At 63.3% G+C, this 16754-nt stretch carries 6 protein-coding genes; 3 read left to right on the forward strand and 3 right to left on the reverse strand.

Annotated elements, in window-relative coordinates; all coding sequences use genetic code 11:
- The coding region (locus HX817_RS18410) for a condensation domain-containing protein (protein WP_256348799.1) at positions 1-1394 on the reverse strand (1394 nt) is incomplete at its 3' end.
- 2 nt (positions 1395-1396) lie between these two features.
- Positions 1397-13765: a non-ribosomal peptide synthase/polyketide synthase gene (locus HX817_RS18415; protein ID WP_177040802.1), complete on the reverse strand. Its 12369-nt coding sequence runs from the start codon at positions 13763-13765 to the stop codon at positions 1397-1399.
- Positions 13766-13973: 208 nt separating this feature from the next.
- Between HX817_RS18415 and HX817_RS18420 the strand changes: the two genes are divergently transcribed.
- Both HX817_RS18420 and HX817_RS18425 read left to right on the forward strand, forming a co-directional pair.
- Positions 13974-14225 carry a type II toxin-antitoxin system HicA family toxin gene (locus HX817_RS18420; protein WP_063028501.1) on the forward strand — a complete coding sequence of 84 codons (252 nt, stop codon included), beginning with the start codon at positions 13974-13976 and terminating at the stop codon, positions 14223-14225.
- Positions 14222-14578: a type II toxin-antitoxin system HicB family antitoxin gene (locus HX817_RS18425; protein WP_003208166.1), complete on the forward strand. Its 357-nt coding sequence runs from the start codon at positions 14222-14224 to the stop codon at positions 14576-14578. Before HX817_RS18420 ends, HX817_RS18425 begins: the two co-directional genes overlap by 4 nt.
- Here the strand turns inward: HX817_RS18425 and HX817_RS18430 are convergent, their stop codons facing one another.
- Positions 14579-15751: an MFS transporter gene (locus HX817_RS18430; RefSeq protein ID WP_177040803.1), complete on the reverse strand. Its 1173-nt coding sequence runs from the start codon at positions 15749-15751 to the stop codon at positions 14579-14581.
- Positions 15752-15885: 134 nt separating this feature from the next.
- Here HX817_RS18430 and HX817_RS18435 point away from each other — a divergent pair, with 134 nt between their 5' ends.
- A complete protein-coding gene (locus tag HX817_RS18435; RefSeq protein ID WP_003208169.1) occupies positions 15886-16470 on the forward strand; it encodes a TetR/AcrR family transcriptional regulator in 585 nt (194 codons plus the stop codon).
- The last annotated feature ends 284 nt before the right edge of the window (positions 16471-16754 follow it).

A 16754-nucleotide genomic window follows, 5' to 3' on the forward strand; every position in this document is an offset into this window, starting at 1 on the left:
AAGTTCAGCCAGTGAGCGGCCAGGCGTTCGATGGTGCCAGTGTCGAATAAATCAGTGGCATAGGTGAATGTGGCGGCCAATGCGCCCTGGGTCTCGTGCGTGCCAAGGGTCAGATCGAATTGCGCCGTGTGCGAGCTCCAATCCAGGCTCTCGACATGCAAGCCTGGCAGTTGCAACGCTTGGGCGGCATCGCCGCTCTGGTGATTGAACATCACCTGGAACAACGGACTGTGACTCATGTGTCGGTCCGGTGCGAGGGCTTGCACCAATTGCTCGAACGGCAAATCCTGGTGAGCCTGGGTGCCCAACGAAGCCTGCTTGACCTGCGCCAGCAATTGATCGAAAGGCATTGCCCCCTGAATCCGCGCATCCAGCACCTGGGTATTGACGAAGAAACCAATCAGGCCTTCGGTTTCAAGACGGTTGCGGTTGGCCACCGGCACGCCCACGCGGATGTCCGACTGGCCGCTGTAACGGTGCAGCAATACCTGGAATGAGGCGAGCAACAGCATGAACAAGGTGCAGCCTTCGCGCTGGGCCACGCGCTTGAGGCGTTCGGTCAGCCCGGCATCGATGGCGAGGTCCAGCCGCGCACCGCGATAACTCTGCACCGCCGGACGGGCGCGGTCAGCAGGCAAAGGCAGCACTTCACCGCCATCACCCAGGCGTTCGGTCCAGTAACCCAATTGCCGCGCAAGCTCGCCGGCTTCCATCCATTTGCGCTGCCAGATCGCATAGTCGGCGTATTGAATCGGCAGCGCCTGCAGGTCCAGCGCCTGGCCGGTGCTGTGGGCAGCATAGAGTTTGACCAGGTCGTGAACCATGATCTGCGCCGATGCGCCGTCACAAATGATGTGGTGCTGGGTGAGCACCAGCACGTGGTCGTCCGGTGCCAGTTGCAACAGCTTGACCCGCAACAGCGGGCCCTGCTGCAAGTCGAACAGCGCAGTGATTTCAGTGTCAATCAACGCCTTGAGCGCTGCGGCGTCCGGCACCGCTTCCAGCACCACCGTCGTGACCGGCAGGCTCAGGCATGGGTGCGCAACCTGCAGCGGCCCTTCCGGCCCGTCGACAAACACCGTACGCAGCACCTCATGGCGCTCCAGCAATGCATCGAAGCTGCGCTGCAACGCCGGCACGTCCAGTGCACCGCGCAACCGCAGCGCCGTCGGCACATGGTAGGCCGCGCTGTGAGGGTCCAATTGCCAGAGGAACCACTGGCGCTCCTGGGCGTAGGACAGGCCGATATGCTCGAACTCGTCACGCATCGCCGGAATCGGCAACGCGGCAAAACTCATGTTTTTGCTGTGCAGCTTTTGCAGGAACGCTTGCCGTTGGGCGAGCGGCAAACGGATGAATCGCTGAACCAGAGACAGGTTATCGAGCTGAGTCATTTTCAAAGGGTCTCCAGGTCTGCCAGGAAGTCATGCATCTCACTCAAGTCTTCGCTGGAGTGAGGTGTCAGGTGCACCGCCAGTTGCGCGGCGTACTCCGACAGCGATGGGGTTCGAAATAAAAGGTCCAGGGGCACGGCTGCGCCTTGCTCCATTTGCAGGCGGGCTGTCGCTTGGGTCGCCAGCAAGGAATGCCCGCCCAATTCAAAGAAGTTGTCGTCGCGCCCTACCCGCGCAAGCTTGAGCACCTCTTGCCAGATCTGTGCGACGCTCTGCTCAAGCGCCCCTTGCGGCGCCACATAGGCCCGCAGCAACTGATTGGCGTCGGGCAGCGGCAAGGCTTTGCGGTCCAGCTTGCCGTTGGGCGTCAGCGGGAAGCGCTCAAGCAGCATCCAGTGCGCCGGAATCATGTAGTCCGGCAGGTCGCAGGCGAGCCGCGCCTTCAGCTCGTCGCGCAGCGCCACCAACGACTGCGCCTCGGCCGCCTCAGTACCGGCCGCAATCAGGTAGGCCACCAACTGCGTGCCACCCGGCCCTTGCTGAGGCACCACCACCGCCTCGCGGATCGCGTCCTGCGCCAACAGGCACGCTTCGATCTCTCCCAACTCGATGCGAAAGCCACGAATTTTCACCTGGTGGTCTGCCCGGCCGATGTACTCGATCACACCGTCGACGCGATGTCGCGCAAGGTCACCGGTGCGGTACAGCCGTGTGCCATTACCAAATGGATCCGGCAGGAAGCGTTCGGCGGTGAGCGCCGGCCGCTCGTGGTACCCGCGCGCCAGGCCATCACCGCCAATCAGCAATTCACCGATCAACCCGACAGGGTTCGGCGCGAAGTGCTCGCCGACGATGTACAGCGAGGTGTTGGCAATCGGCCGGCCGAGGTAAGGCAAGCGCTTGTCTGTGGTCAGTGGATAAGCCGCCGACCAGATCGTGGTTTCCGTGGGCCCATAGAGGTTCCAGACCGGGCCTGCGACCGCCAGCAAGCGCTCGGCCAGGTCCTCGGCCAATGCCTCGCCGCCACACAGGCATGTGCGTCCGGCAAGACGCTCGGCCATGGGATGCTCAAGCAACATGCGCCACGTCGACGGCGTGGCCTGCACGATACTGACCTGCTGCTGTTCGATAATCCCCAGCAATGCTTCAGGGTCGTGGGCGCTCTGTTTGTCCACCAGCACCACGGCCGCACCGCTGAACAGCGCGCCGTACAGTTCCAGGCCGAAAATATCGAACGAGAAGGTGGTCAGCGACAGCAGGCGGTCACTTGCCTCGATGCCTGGTTCGCGGGCCATGCTGGCAACGAAATTCACCAGGGCACCATGGCGTACCATCACACCCTTGGGCTTGCCGGTAGAGCCCGAGGTATAAATGGCGTAGCACAGGTTATCGCCGTCCACCGACACCTGCGGATTGGCCGCCTGTTCAGGGCTGACCGATTCATCCATTGCACTCGCCAAGACGGTGTGCACCCCTGCCGGAATCGGCAACTGGCGCAGCAACGATGCCTGGGTCAGAAGCAACTGCAACCCACTGTCTTCAATCATGTGGGCCAGGCGATCCACCGGATAGTGCGGATCGAGCGGCACGTAGGCGCCACCGGCCTTGAGGATCGCCAGCAGCCCGACGATCATGTCCACCCCACGCTCAAGGGCGATACCCACCGGTTGGTCAGCGCCGACACCAAGTTCAATCAAACGATGCGCCAGGCGATTGGCCTGGGTATTGAGTTGAGCGTAGGTCAGCGCCTGATCAGCAAACAGCAGCGCCGTGGCATCCGGCGTCTGCCGTGCCCGCGCCTCAAACAGACGATGAATGCAGTGCTCGCCCGGGTAGACGCTTGCGGTGGCGTTCCAGTCCTGCAATTGCTGGCGGGTTTCACTCGGGTCCAACAGCGTGAGGTCACCCAGTGGGCGTGCGGCATCGCTGCTCATTTGCAGCAGAAGACGCTTGAGGTGCACGCCGATCTGCTCCACCGACACAGGTGTGAAGCTCGCACATTGATAGCTGAACTGCACGGTCAGCTCGGCGCCCAGGCCCACCAGCAGGGTCAGCGGGTAGTTGGTTTGCTCCAGATTGCCCACGGCACCAAAGCGCAGACCCTGAGGCGAACCTTTCTCCAGGGCTTCTGAAATCGGATAGTTCTCAAACACCAGGATGTTGTCGAACAGCGCTTCACCACCCTGCCCCGCCCAGCGCTGGATATCGAACAACGCGGTGTGCTCGAAGTCCCGCAACGCCAGGTTCTGCGCCTGGACGCTGTGCAGCCAATCCCCCAGGCTCTGCTCGGAGCGCGGGCTGGCAATGACCGGCAAGGTGTTGATGAACAGGCCAATCTGTTGCTCGACGCCTGCCAGGTCCGCCGGGCGCCCCGACACGGTTGCGCCGAAGGCGACGCAGGACTTTGCGCTGTAGCGCTGTAACAGCAACAGCCACGCAGCCTGGACCACAGTGTTGACGGTGACTTTCGCCTCTCGGGCAAAGTCGCCCAGACGGCGCGTTTGCTGCTCATCGAGGTGCAGGTGGTGGTGAGCGTAAAGGTGGGTGGCGATGCCCTGCGCCGGACGGGCAAACATCTGCGCCAGGCGAATCGGTCCATCCAGGGCGTGCAACTGCTCCTTCCAGAACGCTTCGCCGAGCGATGCGTCCTGCCGCTTCAGCCACGCGATGTAATCACGATACCGGCCAACGGGTCGTGCCACGGTTTCTGCGCTGTAGTGCTGTAACACTTCGCCGAGCAACTGCGCGCTGCTCCAGCCATCCATCAGGATGTGATGGTTGGTGTAGATCAGGTGATGACGATCAGTTGCCGTGCGTACCAGTACCAGGCGCATCAAGGGCGCGCAGTTCAGGTCCAGGCCTTGGGCGCGCTCTTCATCGGCAAGGGTTTGCAGTGCCGCATCCCGATCGGCGTGACCGCTCCAGTCGAGCACACGGAACGGCACCTGCACTTGACGCTGTACTACCTGCATCGGTTGTTCAAGATTGCCTTGCCAGATGAACCCGGTACGCAGGATGTCATGGGCATCCACCACGGCTTGCCAGGCCGCGCGGAAGCGTTGCGGATCGACGCCATCGATATCCAGGCGCATCTGGTTGATGTAATCGCCATTCCCCTTTTCGAGCAAGGTGTGGAACAGCATGCCCTGCTGCATCGGTGACAACGGGTAGATGTCGTCGATGCCTTGAGGTTCGAGCACCAGCGCATCGAGTTGGGCCTGAGACAGTTGCGCCAACGGGAAATCCGACGGCGTCACTCCCCGGTTGGCGTTGTCGCAGCAATGGCCGATCAGCGCCGTCAGTTCTTGCACATAGTCGTCGGCCAGGCGCTGGATGGTCGCGGCATCGAACATCGCGCCGCTGTAGGTCCAGGTCAGGTCCAGTTCACCACCGAAGACTTTGCTGTTGAGCGCCAGCGGGTTGCCGAGCGGCCCCTGCAGGTTGACTTCTTCACCGCCGGATTCGCCGGTCGGCACAAACAGGGCGTCGTCGGCGGTATCGAAGCTGGCGTCGAACTGACCGAGATAGTTGAAGGTCAGGCACGGTAGCGGCAAGGCTTGCAGAGACTCCCGAGTCTGTTCATCGCCCAGGTGCGCCAGTGCGCCGAAGCCGATGCCCCTATGCGGAATTGCCCGCAGCTGCTCCTTGATCTGCTTGAGCGACCCAGCGAGATCCGCAACCGGCGACAGCCGCGCCGGGAACACGCTGGTGAACCAGCCCACGGTACGGGTCAGGTCGATGTGCTCGAACACGTCTTCGCGACCGTGCCCCTCAAGCAACACCAACGCATTGTCGTCACCGGTCCAGCGCGTTATCACCCGCGCCAGCGCGGTCAGCAATACGTCGTTGACCTGGGTGCGATACGCCGCCGGCGCATCCTGCAACAGCTGGCGGGTCAGGGCCCGGTCCAGCTTGCTACGAAAGGTCAGGGCCTGATCATGTTGCTGCCCGCCGTTCGGACGGTCATATGGCAAGGCTGGCGAAGCGCCCTGCAACTGTTGTTGCCAGAAACCCAGCTCGGCCTGCAGCGCAGGGGTTGTGGCGTAGCCCTGCAATGCCGCCGCCCAGGCCTTGACCGCACTGGTCCTGGCCGGCAACTGCACACCTGCGCCTGAAAGGATTTGCCGGTAGGCGTTCTGCAGATCCTCGAACAGAATCCGCCACGACACGCCATCGACCACCAGGTGATGGATAATCAGCAACAGCCGTTGAGTGCCGTCCGCCAGGTTCGCCAGCACCGCGCGTATCAGCGAGCCACCGTTCAATTGCAGGCTGCGCTGGGCTTCGTCACCCAGTGCCTCAAGGGCTGCGAGGTCCGCGACCTCCACTGGCCACAGAAGCGTTTGATCCGTGTGCGCCGCGACGTCACGGTAGTGTGCCGACCAGCCGTCAGCCCGTTCGACGAAATCCAGGCGCAAGCTGTCGTGATGCGCCACCAAAGCCTCCAGCGCCTGCTCCAGTGCGTGTGCATCCAGTGCCTGCGCCGGCTTGAGCATCACCGACTGGTTCCAGTGGTGACGATCGGGTATTTCCTGAGCGAAGAATTGCTGATGAATCGGCAACAGCACCGTGGTGCCGGTTGCCGGTCGCTGATCGATCGACGGCAGCGTCTCACCGGTCTGTGCGACCACGGCCAGCGCCTGGATGCTCTGGTGCTGGAACAGGTCTTTGGGGCTGAAGCGAATCCCCGCCTGCCGCGCACGGCTGACCACCTGGATCGAAATGATCGAATCGCCACCCAGTTCGAAGAAGTTGTCGCTGATGCCCACCTGCCCAAGCTTGAGCACGTCTTGCCAGATCGTCGCCAGTTGCTGCTCCAGCGCGTTGCGCGGAGCGACGTAGGCTTGTTGCAGTTGACTGACATCCGGTTTGGGCAGGTTCTTGCGATCCAGCTTGCCGTTCGGTGTCAGCGGCATGCGTTCCAGAGACAAGACATACGCCGGCACCATATGCGCCGGCAATGAAGCCTGGAGCTGCGCACGCAGGTCTTCGCTGAAACCGGCACGGGTTGAATCGCCGACCACGTAAGCCACCAGGCGCTTGCCGCTGCCGGCGCTGCCTTCCTGGGCCACGACCACCGCTTCGCGCACACCCTGAAGGGCTTGCAGCGCCGCTTCGACCTCACCCAGCTCGATGCGGAAGCCGCGAATCTTCACCTGATTGTCGATACGATCCAGATAGTCGAACGTGCCGTCGGCGCGCTGGCGCACCAGGTCGCCTGTGCGGTAAAGCAGGCCGCCAGTGGCGCTGAACGGGTCAGCGACAAAACGCTCGGCGGTCAGCCCCGGTCGGTTGAGGTACCCACGGGCCAGGCCGGTGCCCCCCAGATACAGCTCACCGGCCATGCCTTGGGGCAACAGGTTCAGGTCGGTGTCGAGCACATAGGCGCTGCGGTCACCGATGCGGCTGCCGATCGGCGCGTAGGCAGCACCGCACGGCACCTCGCGACCGGCCTTCCAGATCAGCGGGGTGACCACGGTTTCGGTCGGGCCGTAGCCGTTGATGATGTAGTCCGGATCGAGCGCACGCTTGACCCGCTCGAAACTGGCGTTCGGCACCGCGTCACCGCCAAAGCAATAGATGCGCACCTTCGGTGGATTGCCGACGCGCTCGGCATGTTCGGCCAGTTGTTGCAGGTACACCGGCGGGAACGCGACCACGGTCACGCCGTGTTCGATCATGGCGTTGTAGGTCTGCTCCGGCGTCCACAGCGTGTCGTCGCGAATCAGCAGCGAAGCCCCGTGAGTCAGGCTGGTCAGCCAGCGCTCGTGGGCACCGTCGAAGGCGAACGACATGAAGTGGAACTCACAGTCGCTGTCGCGCATTTCATAGCGCTGGCCGATGGCCTGGCAATGCATGGCCAATGGACCGTGGGCAACGCTGACGCCTTTCGGATTGCCAGTGGAGCCGGAGGTGTAGATCACATACGCAAGGTTGTGCGGGTCGAGCTGCACCGAGGGTGCCTTGATCGACTGCTCACGCAGATCAAGACGGTCCAGCTCCAGCAAGGGTACCGATTCGGCAACCGGCAGCTGCGCCGACACCGACGAATCGCTGATCAGCAGCGCCAGCCCCGAATCCTCGATCAGGTAGGCCAGGCGCTCGCGCGGGTAGAGGGTGTCCAGCGGCACATAAGCGCCGCCGGCCTTGAGCACCGCCAGCAACGCCACAATTACCGACTCGCTGCGCGGCAACGCCACACCCACACGGGTTTCAGCGCCAACGCCGCGGGCGATCAGCGCGTGGGCCAGTTGGTTGGCGCGCTGGTCGATTTCACCGTAGCTGAACTGCCGATCGTTGAAAATCACCGCTGTGCGTTGCGGGCGCTCGGCCGCCAGGGTGGCAATGCGCTGATGCACGCCGATGTCCACCGGGTACGGCTGTGGATGGTTCTGCGCTTGCTGGCGGGCCTGTTCGTCGCGGCTTGCCAGGGCGATTTCACCCAGGTTGCGTTCTGCCGACTCGGCAAACTGCTCAAGCAGTTGCAGCAAATGCGCACTGATGCCTTCGACCACCTCGCTCGCGAATTGGCCGCGGTCGAAGCTGTAATGCAACGCCAGCTGCCGGCCGAGGGTCACCGCCACGCTCAGCGCGTAGTGCGTCTGCTCCAGGTTGCCCACATCGCCGAACACCAGCCCCTGCCCGGCCTGGCTCAGCGCCTGGGCTACCGGATAGTTTTCGAACACCAGGATATTGTCGAACAGCGCTTCACCGCCCTGCCCGGCCCAACGTTGGATGTCCGCCAGCGGCGTGTGTTCGAAGTCACGCAGGCTGAGATTCTGCGCCTGCACCGTTTGCAACCATTGGCCGACGCTTTGATCGGGACGCGGTGCGCCGATCACCGGGAGGGTGTTGATGAACAGGCCGACCTGTTGCTCGATGCCGGGCAAGTCTGCCGGACGTCCAGCCACGGTCGCACCGAACGCCACCGCTTCGTGCCCGGTATAGCGTTGCAGCAACAGCAGCCACGCGGCTTGCACGAGGGTGTTGACGGTGATTTTCTGCTGGCGGGCAAACGCTTCCAGCGCCTGGGTGCGTTGCTCGTCCAGCGTCAGGTAATGATCGCCGTGACCGCGATGGCGCTCGCCAGCGGTGGCCGCGCGGGCCAGCCGGGTCGGCGCTTGCAGCGCGGCCAGTTGTTCGCTCCAGAAGTCCTGGCTCAACTGGGCGTCCTGACGTTGCAGCCAGGCGATGTAGTCGCGATAGCGGCCGCCGGCATTCGCCGGTGTGCGGCCGCTATAGCGCTGCAATACTTCGCCGAGCAACTGCGAGTTGCTCCAGCCGTCCATCAGGATGTGGTGATGGGTGTAAATCAGGTGCCATTGGTCACTGCCGGTCTGCACCAGTACCAGGCGCAGCAGGGGCGCACAGGCCAGGTCAAAACCTTGCGCTCGCTGGGCATCGGCCAGCGTCGCGAGAGCCGCCGGCTGATCGTCGCGGGCCCGCCAATCCAGGGTGGCGAACGGCAGTTGCACCTGCTTGTGCACGATCTGCAGCGGTTGCGCCAGCTCGCCCTGCCAGACGAAACCGCTGCGCAGGATGTCTTGCGCATCGACGGTGGCCTGCCAAGCGGCGCGGAAACGCTCGGGATCCAGGCCCTGCACGTCGACGCGCAACTGGTTGATGTATTCACCCGCCGCCTGTTCGTACAGGGTATGGAACAGCAACCCTTGCTGCATGGGCGACAGCGGATAGAGATCGTCGAGCTGGCCGGCCGGCACCGGCAGCGCATCCAGTTGCGCCTGGGTCACCCGCGCCAGCGGGAAGTCCGATGGCGTGGCTTGCGCGGCCGGCAAGGTGCAGCAGTGTTCGATCAGTGCATGCAGCTCGCTGGCATAGCGGTCCACCAGTTGCTGCACGGTCGCGCTGTCGAACATCTCGCGGCTGAAGCCCCAGCTCATCGACAGTTCGCCGCCATAGACCTGGCCTTCAACCGTCAGCCAGTTGGCCAATGGTGCCGCTAGGTCCTGTGCCACACCGCTGGTTTCGGCAGACGGCACAAACAAGGCCGCGTCGTCGAACTGACGGTCGAACTGGCCCAGGTAGTTGAAGGTGATCCGCGGTGGCGCCAGTGCCGCCAGCTCGGCACGCACTGCCGGGGCCGCCAGATGACGCAGCACGCCATAACCCAGGCCTTTGTCCGGCACCGCGCGCAGTTGCTCCTTGATCGACTTGATCGAACCGTCGAGGTCATCGCTGGCGGTGAGGTTGACCGCGAACAGGCTGGTGAACCAACCCACGGTGCGACTCAGGTCGATGTCATCGAACAGGTCTTCGCGGCCATGGCCTTCAAGCTCGATCAGCGTGCCCGTCTGACCGCTCCAGCGACTGATGGTGCGGGCCAACGCGGTGAGCAGCAGGTCATTGACCTGCGTGCGGTACGCGGCGGGCGCCTGTTGCAGCAACTGACGGGTCCGTGCGGCGTCGAGTCGCCACTCGATTTTTTCACCCTGCGCATTTTGCAGGCTGGCGTCAGGTCGGTCGCACGGCAGATCCTTCGCATCCTGATGCTGGGTTTTCCAGTACATCAGTTGTTCATCGAAGCGCTGCGCTTGCTGTTCGAGCCGCGCAGTCCAACCCTGGAATGCACTGGTTTTCGGCGGCAGCTCAATGCCGCCGCCTGCCGCCAATTGTTCGTAAGCCTGCTGCAGATCTTCCAGTAATACGCGCCAGGACACACCGTCGACCACCAGGTGGTGAACGATCAGCGCCAGGCGCTGGCTGCCATCGACCAGCGTGACCAGCAAGGCTCGCAACAGCGGGCCGTTTTGCAGGTCAAGGCTGCGCTGCGCCTCGTTGCACAAGGTATTCAGGTGTTCCGCCGACTCGGCATCGCGTAGCCACAGATCAGCGCTGGCCACTGGAGCATCGTGTTTTTGCTGCCAGCCCTCGGTGCTTTCGGTAAAACGCAGGCGCAAGGCATCGTGGTGATTGATGATGTACGTCAGCGCTGTATCGAGCCACTGCGCATTCAAGGCCTCACGGGGAGTCAGCAGCAGCGATTGGTTCCAGTGTTCGCGCACCGGCATCCCGCGGCTGAAGAAATGCTGCTGGATCGGCCCGAGCGCGGCATCACCGCTCACCGGCCCCTGATCCACCGCCGAGCGTTTATCGAGGGTGGCGACCAGCGCCAGGCTGCGCACGGTCTGGTACTGGAACAGGTCACGCGGGCTGACGCGGATGCCGGCCTGCCGCGCACGGCTGACCACCTGGATGGAGATGATCGAATCGCCGCCCAGCTCGAAGAAGTTGTCTTCCAGGCCTACGCGCTCAAGACCGAGCACATCCTCCCAGATCGCCGCCAGGGCTTTTTGCAATGCATCCTGTGGCGCCACGAACGCCTGCTGCGGCGCAGCGTCCGGCAACGGCAAGGCCTTGCGGTCGAGCTTGCCGTTGGCGGTCACCGGCAATTTCACCAGCGGCATCAGGTGGGTGGGCACCATGTATTCCGGCAGGCTGTTCAACAGCCACGCCTTGAGCTCCGGTTGCCACGGCGTGGCAGGCTCGCCTCCCTCCAGCACCAGGTAAGCAACCAACTGTTTGCCCCCCTGCACCAGCACCACGGCCTCGCGCACCAGCGGGTGTTGCATCAGGCGGGTCTCGATTTCACCCAGCTCGATACGCAGGCCGCGCAGCTTGACCTGATGATCGAGGCGGCCGAGGTATTCGATCACACCGTCGGCGCGCTGGCGCACCCGGTCGCCGGTCCGGTACAGCCGCGCACCGTCATTGAACGGGCACGGCACAAAACGCTCGGCGGTGAGCGCCGCGCGGCGGTGGTAACTGCGGGCCAGCCCGGTGCCACCGAGGTAAAGCTCACCGCTGACGCCTGCCGGCACAGGGTTGAGTTGCGCGTCGAGGATGTAGGTTCCCAGATTGGCAATGGGGCGGCCGATGGGCACGCTGTCGGCACCTTCGTCGATGCAGGTCCAATGGGTGACGTCGATGGCCGCTTCCGTCGGGCCGTAGAGGTTGTACAACCCGGCGCCCGGAAGCTTGGCGAATACCTGCAACTGCGCATCCAGCGCCAGCGCCTCGCCACTGCATACGATGCGCTTGAGGCTGGCGCAGGCCTGCACGCCCGGCTCGTGGATAAATGCCTGCAGCATCGACGGTACGAAGTGCAGCGTGGTGATGGCGTGCTCGCCAATGGTCTCGATCAGGCGAGCCGGCTCGCGATGCGCGCCGGGTGCTGCGACCACCAGCCGTGCGCCACTCATCAACGGCCAGAAGAACTCCCACACCGACACGTCAAAGCTGAACGGGGTTTTCTGCAACACTGCGTCGCTGGCATCCAGGCCATAAGCCTGCTGCATCCAGCACAGGCGGTTGACCAACGCACGATGGCTGTTGCCGGCGCCCTTGGGCTTGCCGGTGGAGCCGGAGGTGTAGATCACATAGGCGAGGTTCAGCGCGTGCACGTTGACGGCCAGAGGCTCGCGGCCGTAATCGTCGAGCCAGCCTTGTGCCTGGTCGAGTGCGATGACGTTGATGCCGTCGACCGGCAAGGTCGACAGCAGGCCCTGCTGGCAGAGCAGCAGCCCGATGCCACTGTCTTCGATCATGTAAGCCAGGCGTTCGCGGGGGTATTCAGGGTCCAGCGGGACGTAGGCGCCGCCGGCCTTGAGAATCGCCAGCAGGCCGACCACCATTTCGATGGAGCGCTCGATGCAGATCCCCACCAGTACGTCCGGGCCAACACCCTGCTCCCGCAGGGCATGGGCCAACTGGTTGGCGCGCGTGTCGAGCTGCGCGTAGGTCAACTGCGTCGCGCCGAACACCAGGGCAACGGCGTGCGGAGTGCGTTGTACCTGGTCTTCGATCAGGTGGTGGATGCCGCGTTCGGTCGGGTACGCCTCGGCCGTCTGGTTCCAGTCATGCACCAGCACGTGCTGCTCTGCGGCGGCGAGCATCGGCAGTTCACCGATGCGCTGGCTGCCATCGGCGACCATCGCCTGCAACAGGCTGAGCCAGTGCCGGGCCATGTGCTCGATGGTGGCGGCGTCGAACAGGTCATTGGCATAGGTCAGCGCGGCGTGCAGGGTGCCGGACTTCTCGTAGGTGTCCAGGCTCAGGTCAAACTGGGTGGTACGGCCTTGCCATTGCACCAGGGACAGTTCAAGCCCGGAGGCGGTGTTGACCGCGGCGATGTCCGCCACTTGCGGCTGATGGTTGTACATCACCTGGAACAGCGGCGTGTGGCTCAGGCTGCGCTCGACTTTCAAGGCTTCTACCAGGCGTTCGAACGGCAATTCCTGATGGGCCTGGGCGCCCAGTGCGTGTTCCTTGATGCCTTGCAGCAATTCGTCGACGCGGGTTTGCCCGGTCAGTTCGGTGCGCAACACCTGGGTATTGACGAAGAAACCGATCAGCCCTTCGACTTCGCTGCGGTTGCGGTTGGCAATCGGCACGCCAACCCGAATGTCGCCCTGCCCGGTGTAGCGATGCAGCAGCACGTTGAACGCGCCGAGCAGCAACATGAACAAGGTCACATTGTGTTTTTGCGCGCAACTGCGCAACTGCGCAGCCAGCGCCGGATCAATCGCAAAGTCATGCCGGGTGCCCTGGTAGCTGGGCATCGCCGGGCGTGGATGGTCGATGGGCAGTTCCAGTACCGGGTGCTCATCTCCCAGGCGTGCCTGCCAGTATTCCAGCTGACGAGCCTGCTCGCCGGCCTCCAGCCAGCGGCGCTGCCACAGGGCGTAGTCGCTGTACTGGATCGGCAGGGCCGGCAGTTGCGGCGGCTCGTTGCGCTCATGGGCGTCGTAGCAGCGAATGAACTCGTCGATCAGCACGTTCATCGACCAGCCGTCGGACACGATGTGGTGCAAGGTCAGCAGCAGCACGTGTTCCTGCTCGGCCAGCTTGAGCAATTGCACCCGCAGCAGCGGGCCGTTGGCCAGATCGAAGGGCAACAGCGACTGACGGGTAGCGGCCTGCATCACCGCCTGCTCACGCTCGGCGGGTGCCAGGGCGCTGAAGTCCAACTGTTCGACCACCAGCGGCGACTGCGCGGCCACTTGCAACAGACGATCATCCGCCTGGCGCTGGAACACCGTGCGCAACGTCTCATGGCGGGCCACCAGGCTGGCGAACGCCTGCTCGATCGCCGGCAGGCTCAAGGCGCCCTTGAGCCGTACCGCGCCGGGCAGGTTATAGGCGCCACTGGCCGGGTCCAGTTGCCACAGAAACCACATCCGCTGCTGCGCATAGGACAGCGCCTGCCGGTCCTCGGCCTCCACCCCTGCCGGGATCGGAAACCGGGAAAAATCCACCCCTTCCTTGTGTAGCGCCTGGAGGAACATCTGGCGTTTTTCCAGGGGCAACCCGATAAACCGGCGAGCAAGTTTCAAGGAGTCTTCAGCGTTCATTTCTTGGGATCCGGGGCAATAGGCAGGAAGCACAAAGGCACGTCGTCCCTATAAAACGAATCCGGAAGGGAAAAATTAGCGGGGATTGGGGGCGCAGACCACGGTGTCATCAAGGGTTACATCAAACACCGAGAGGCTCGGCGCGGCTGTCCTATCATTGACGCAACCCATCAATTGCAACTACATTTAGTTACAGGCAAGGATCGCCGTGTCGAAAAATGAAAAGCTGCTGGCCAAACTGCTCAATGAGCAATCGGCCTTTACCTGGCCCGAACTCGTCACGCTGCTGCGGCGCCTGGGATACACGCAAATCGAAGGGGCGGGTAGCCGGGTCAGGTTCGACATAGGCGACCCCAGTGCAATGATCACCCTGCACAAGCCTCACCCCGGCAACGAACTGAAACACTACATTCGGCGCCAGATCATCGAACAATTGAAATCAGGAGAACTGATTCAGTGAACAACCAGCTGAAACACAAAGGCTACATCGGCTCCATCGAAGCCAGCATCGAAGACAACTGCCTGTTCGGAAAGCTGCTTTTCATCAAGGCCCTGGTCAGCTACGAGGGCAAAACCGTCGCCGAACTGGACGCCGCCTTTTGCACCGCCGTGGACGACTACATCGAGACCTGCCAGGCCCTTGGGCAAGCACCGGAAAAGCCCTGCAAGGGTTCGTTCAACGTCCGTGTCGGCCATGACCTCCACCTGGCCGCCGCGCTTGCCGCGACCCGGCAAAAAGTCACGTTGAACGATCTCACGCGCCAGGCGCTGAACGAATTCCTGCAACATCGCGGCGCACTGGTGACCGGGTAATCACCCCAGCCGCCGATACCCCAGCACCGCCGCCCCAAGCACCACCGCACCCGCCGCCAGCGCCACCCAGAACCCGCTGGGTGCGCCGAAGCGGTCAATCATCCAGCCGGAGCTGGCAGCACCAATGGCCACGCCGATGCTCAGGCCGGTGATCAGCCAGGTCATGCCTTCGGTCAAGCGGCTGGGCGGAACGATTTGTTCCACCAGGGCCATGGACACGATCAGGGTCGGGGCGAAGAACAGGCCGGAGATGAAGATCGCGGCCGCCAACCCCGGAATATTCGTCACCAGCAACAACGGCAGCGTGGTCACGGCGGTGGCCACGCCGCAGTACAAGAACTGGCGCGGCAGCGGTGCTTTCAACTTAAGCGCACCAAACGCCAGCCCGGCCAGGCACGAACCGATGGCGTATACCGACAATACAATGCTCGCCGCGGCGGGCTGACCCTGATGCTGGGCGAACGCGACACTGACCACATCCACCACCCCAACGATGATGCCCATGGCCATCAACAGCACCATCAGGATCAACACCGAGGGCGAGGCAATCAGCCAACGGCCGTGCTCGGCGTGATGTTCATGCACGGGTGGCTCGGTCTGGCGTTGCAGCACAAAGGCGGTCACGCCCACTGCCAGAAACAGCGCGGCAATCAACGGCCCCGCTTCGGGGAACAGCAGCACGCACAGACCCACCGAGACCGGCGGGCCAATGATGAACACCACCTCGTCGAGCACCGACTCCAGGGCAAACGCCGTTTGCAGTTTGGGCTGGCCGCGGTACAGCTCGGTCCAGCGCGCCCGCACCATGGCCGACATGTTGGGCATGCAGCCGGCCAGGGCGGCAAAGACGAACAGCGTCCACGTTGGCGCCTGCACCCGGGTGCAGAGCAACAGCAGCAACAGCGCGCCGCCGCCGGTGGACGCGGCCACCGGCAACACCCGGCCCTGGCCATAACGGTCCACCAACCGTGAGACCTGGGGCGCGCAAAACGCGGTGGCCAGGGCGAAGGTAGCGGTCACCGCACCGGCCAAACCGTAACCGCCGTGCACTTGCGACAGCATGGTGATCAAGCCGATCCCGGTCATGGAGATCGGCATGCGGGCGAGCATGCCCGCCAATACAAAAGCCCTGGAACCTGGCGCCTGGAACAGCTCGGCGTAGGGGTTTGCCATGGTGTGTAACCTCTTCCTGAGCGCCCTGAAACTTGCTATTCGAGGTTTTCGGGGCAAAATACATACGGTGCGTATGTGACAAATCATGCGTAACATACGCGTCGTATGTCAATCACCTATTGTGAGCCTTACCCATGAGCCGAGCCCGTGCCGACATGATCGAAGACACCCGCGCCCGCCTGATCGCCAGCGCCCGCCAGGCCTTCGCCACACAAGGCTACGCCCAGACGTCGATGGACGATTTCACCGCTCGCGCCGGCCTGACCCGGGGTGCGTTGTACCATCATTTTGGCGACAAGAAAGGCTTGCTGGCGGCGGTGGTTGCGCAGCTCGACGGTGAAATGGACGCGAGCCTGCAGCGTATCTCGGAGCAGGCGGTTGATCCTTGGGAAGGGTTTTGCGAGCGCTGCCGGATTTATTTGCGTATGGCTCAGGATCCCGAGGTCCAGCGCATTGTGCTGCAAGATGCGCCGGCGGTGCTGGGTGCCACCGACCAGCAGCAATGCGTGGACTCGCTGCGCCAGCTGCTCGATGACTTGATGCAAGCGGGCCTCATCGAGCAGGCGTGCAGTCAGGCGCTGGCGAGGCTGATCAATGGCAGCCTGGTAAGCGCATCGCTGTGGATCGCTCAGGATGAACACCCGGGGGCGCGGCTGGAAGAAGCCTTGCAAGGGCTGGAGTTGTTGTTGCGCGGGTTGAAGCCCAATGTCGTTCGCTGAAATGGCTTGCGATTCGACACGGTTGCTCACCCGCGCCGGGCTGAATGAGACAGTCAGATCAAGATCAAAAGCAGCGCTGCTTTTCTGTAGGAGCCGGCTTGCCGGCGAAAAACGGGAGGCCGCCGCGTTCATTCAGGACGCCAACGTCATCGTTAACGTCCTTCGCGAGCAAGCCCGCTCCCACATTTTTGACCGTGCCCCACTCAAGCCGGCCGGGAGGCCGCTGTGTTCTTGACCTTAAGCGTCCCGTTAAACCACGCTGGCCGAACGCCGGAAAGTCACCC

The sequence above is a fragment of the Pseudomonas sp. C6002 genome, from assembly GCF_013385805.1.
Lineage (GTDB): Bacteria > Pseudomonadota > Gammaproteobacteria > Pseudomonadales > Pseudomonadaceae > Aquipseudomonas.

Excerpts from the sequence above, each read along its gene's own strand:
- HX817_RS18415 (WP_177040802.1), bottom strand. The coding sequence starts at position 13,765 with ATGAACGCTGAAGACTCCTTGAAACTTGCTCGCCGGTTTATCGGGTTG.
- HX817_RS18430 (WP_177040803.1), bottom strand. The coding sequence starts at position 15,751 with ATGGCAAACCCCTACGCCGAGCTGTTCCAGGCGCCAGGTTCCAGGGCT.
- HX817_RS18435 (WP_003208169.1), top strand. The coding sequence starts at position 15,886 with ATGAGCCGAGCCCGTGCCGACATGATCGAAGACACCCGCGCCCGCCTG.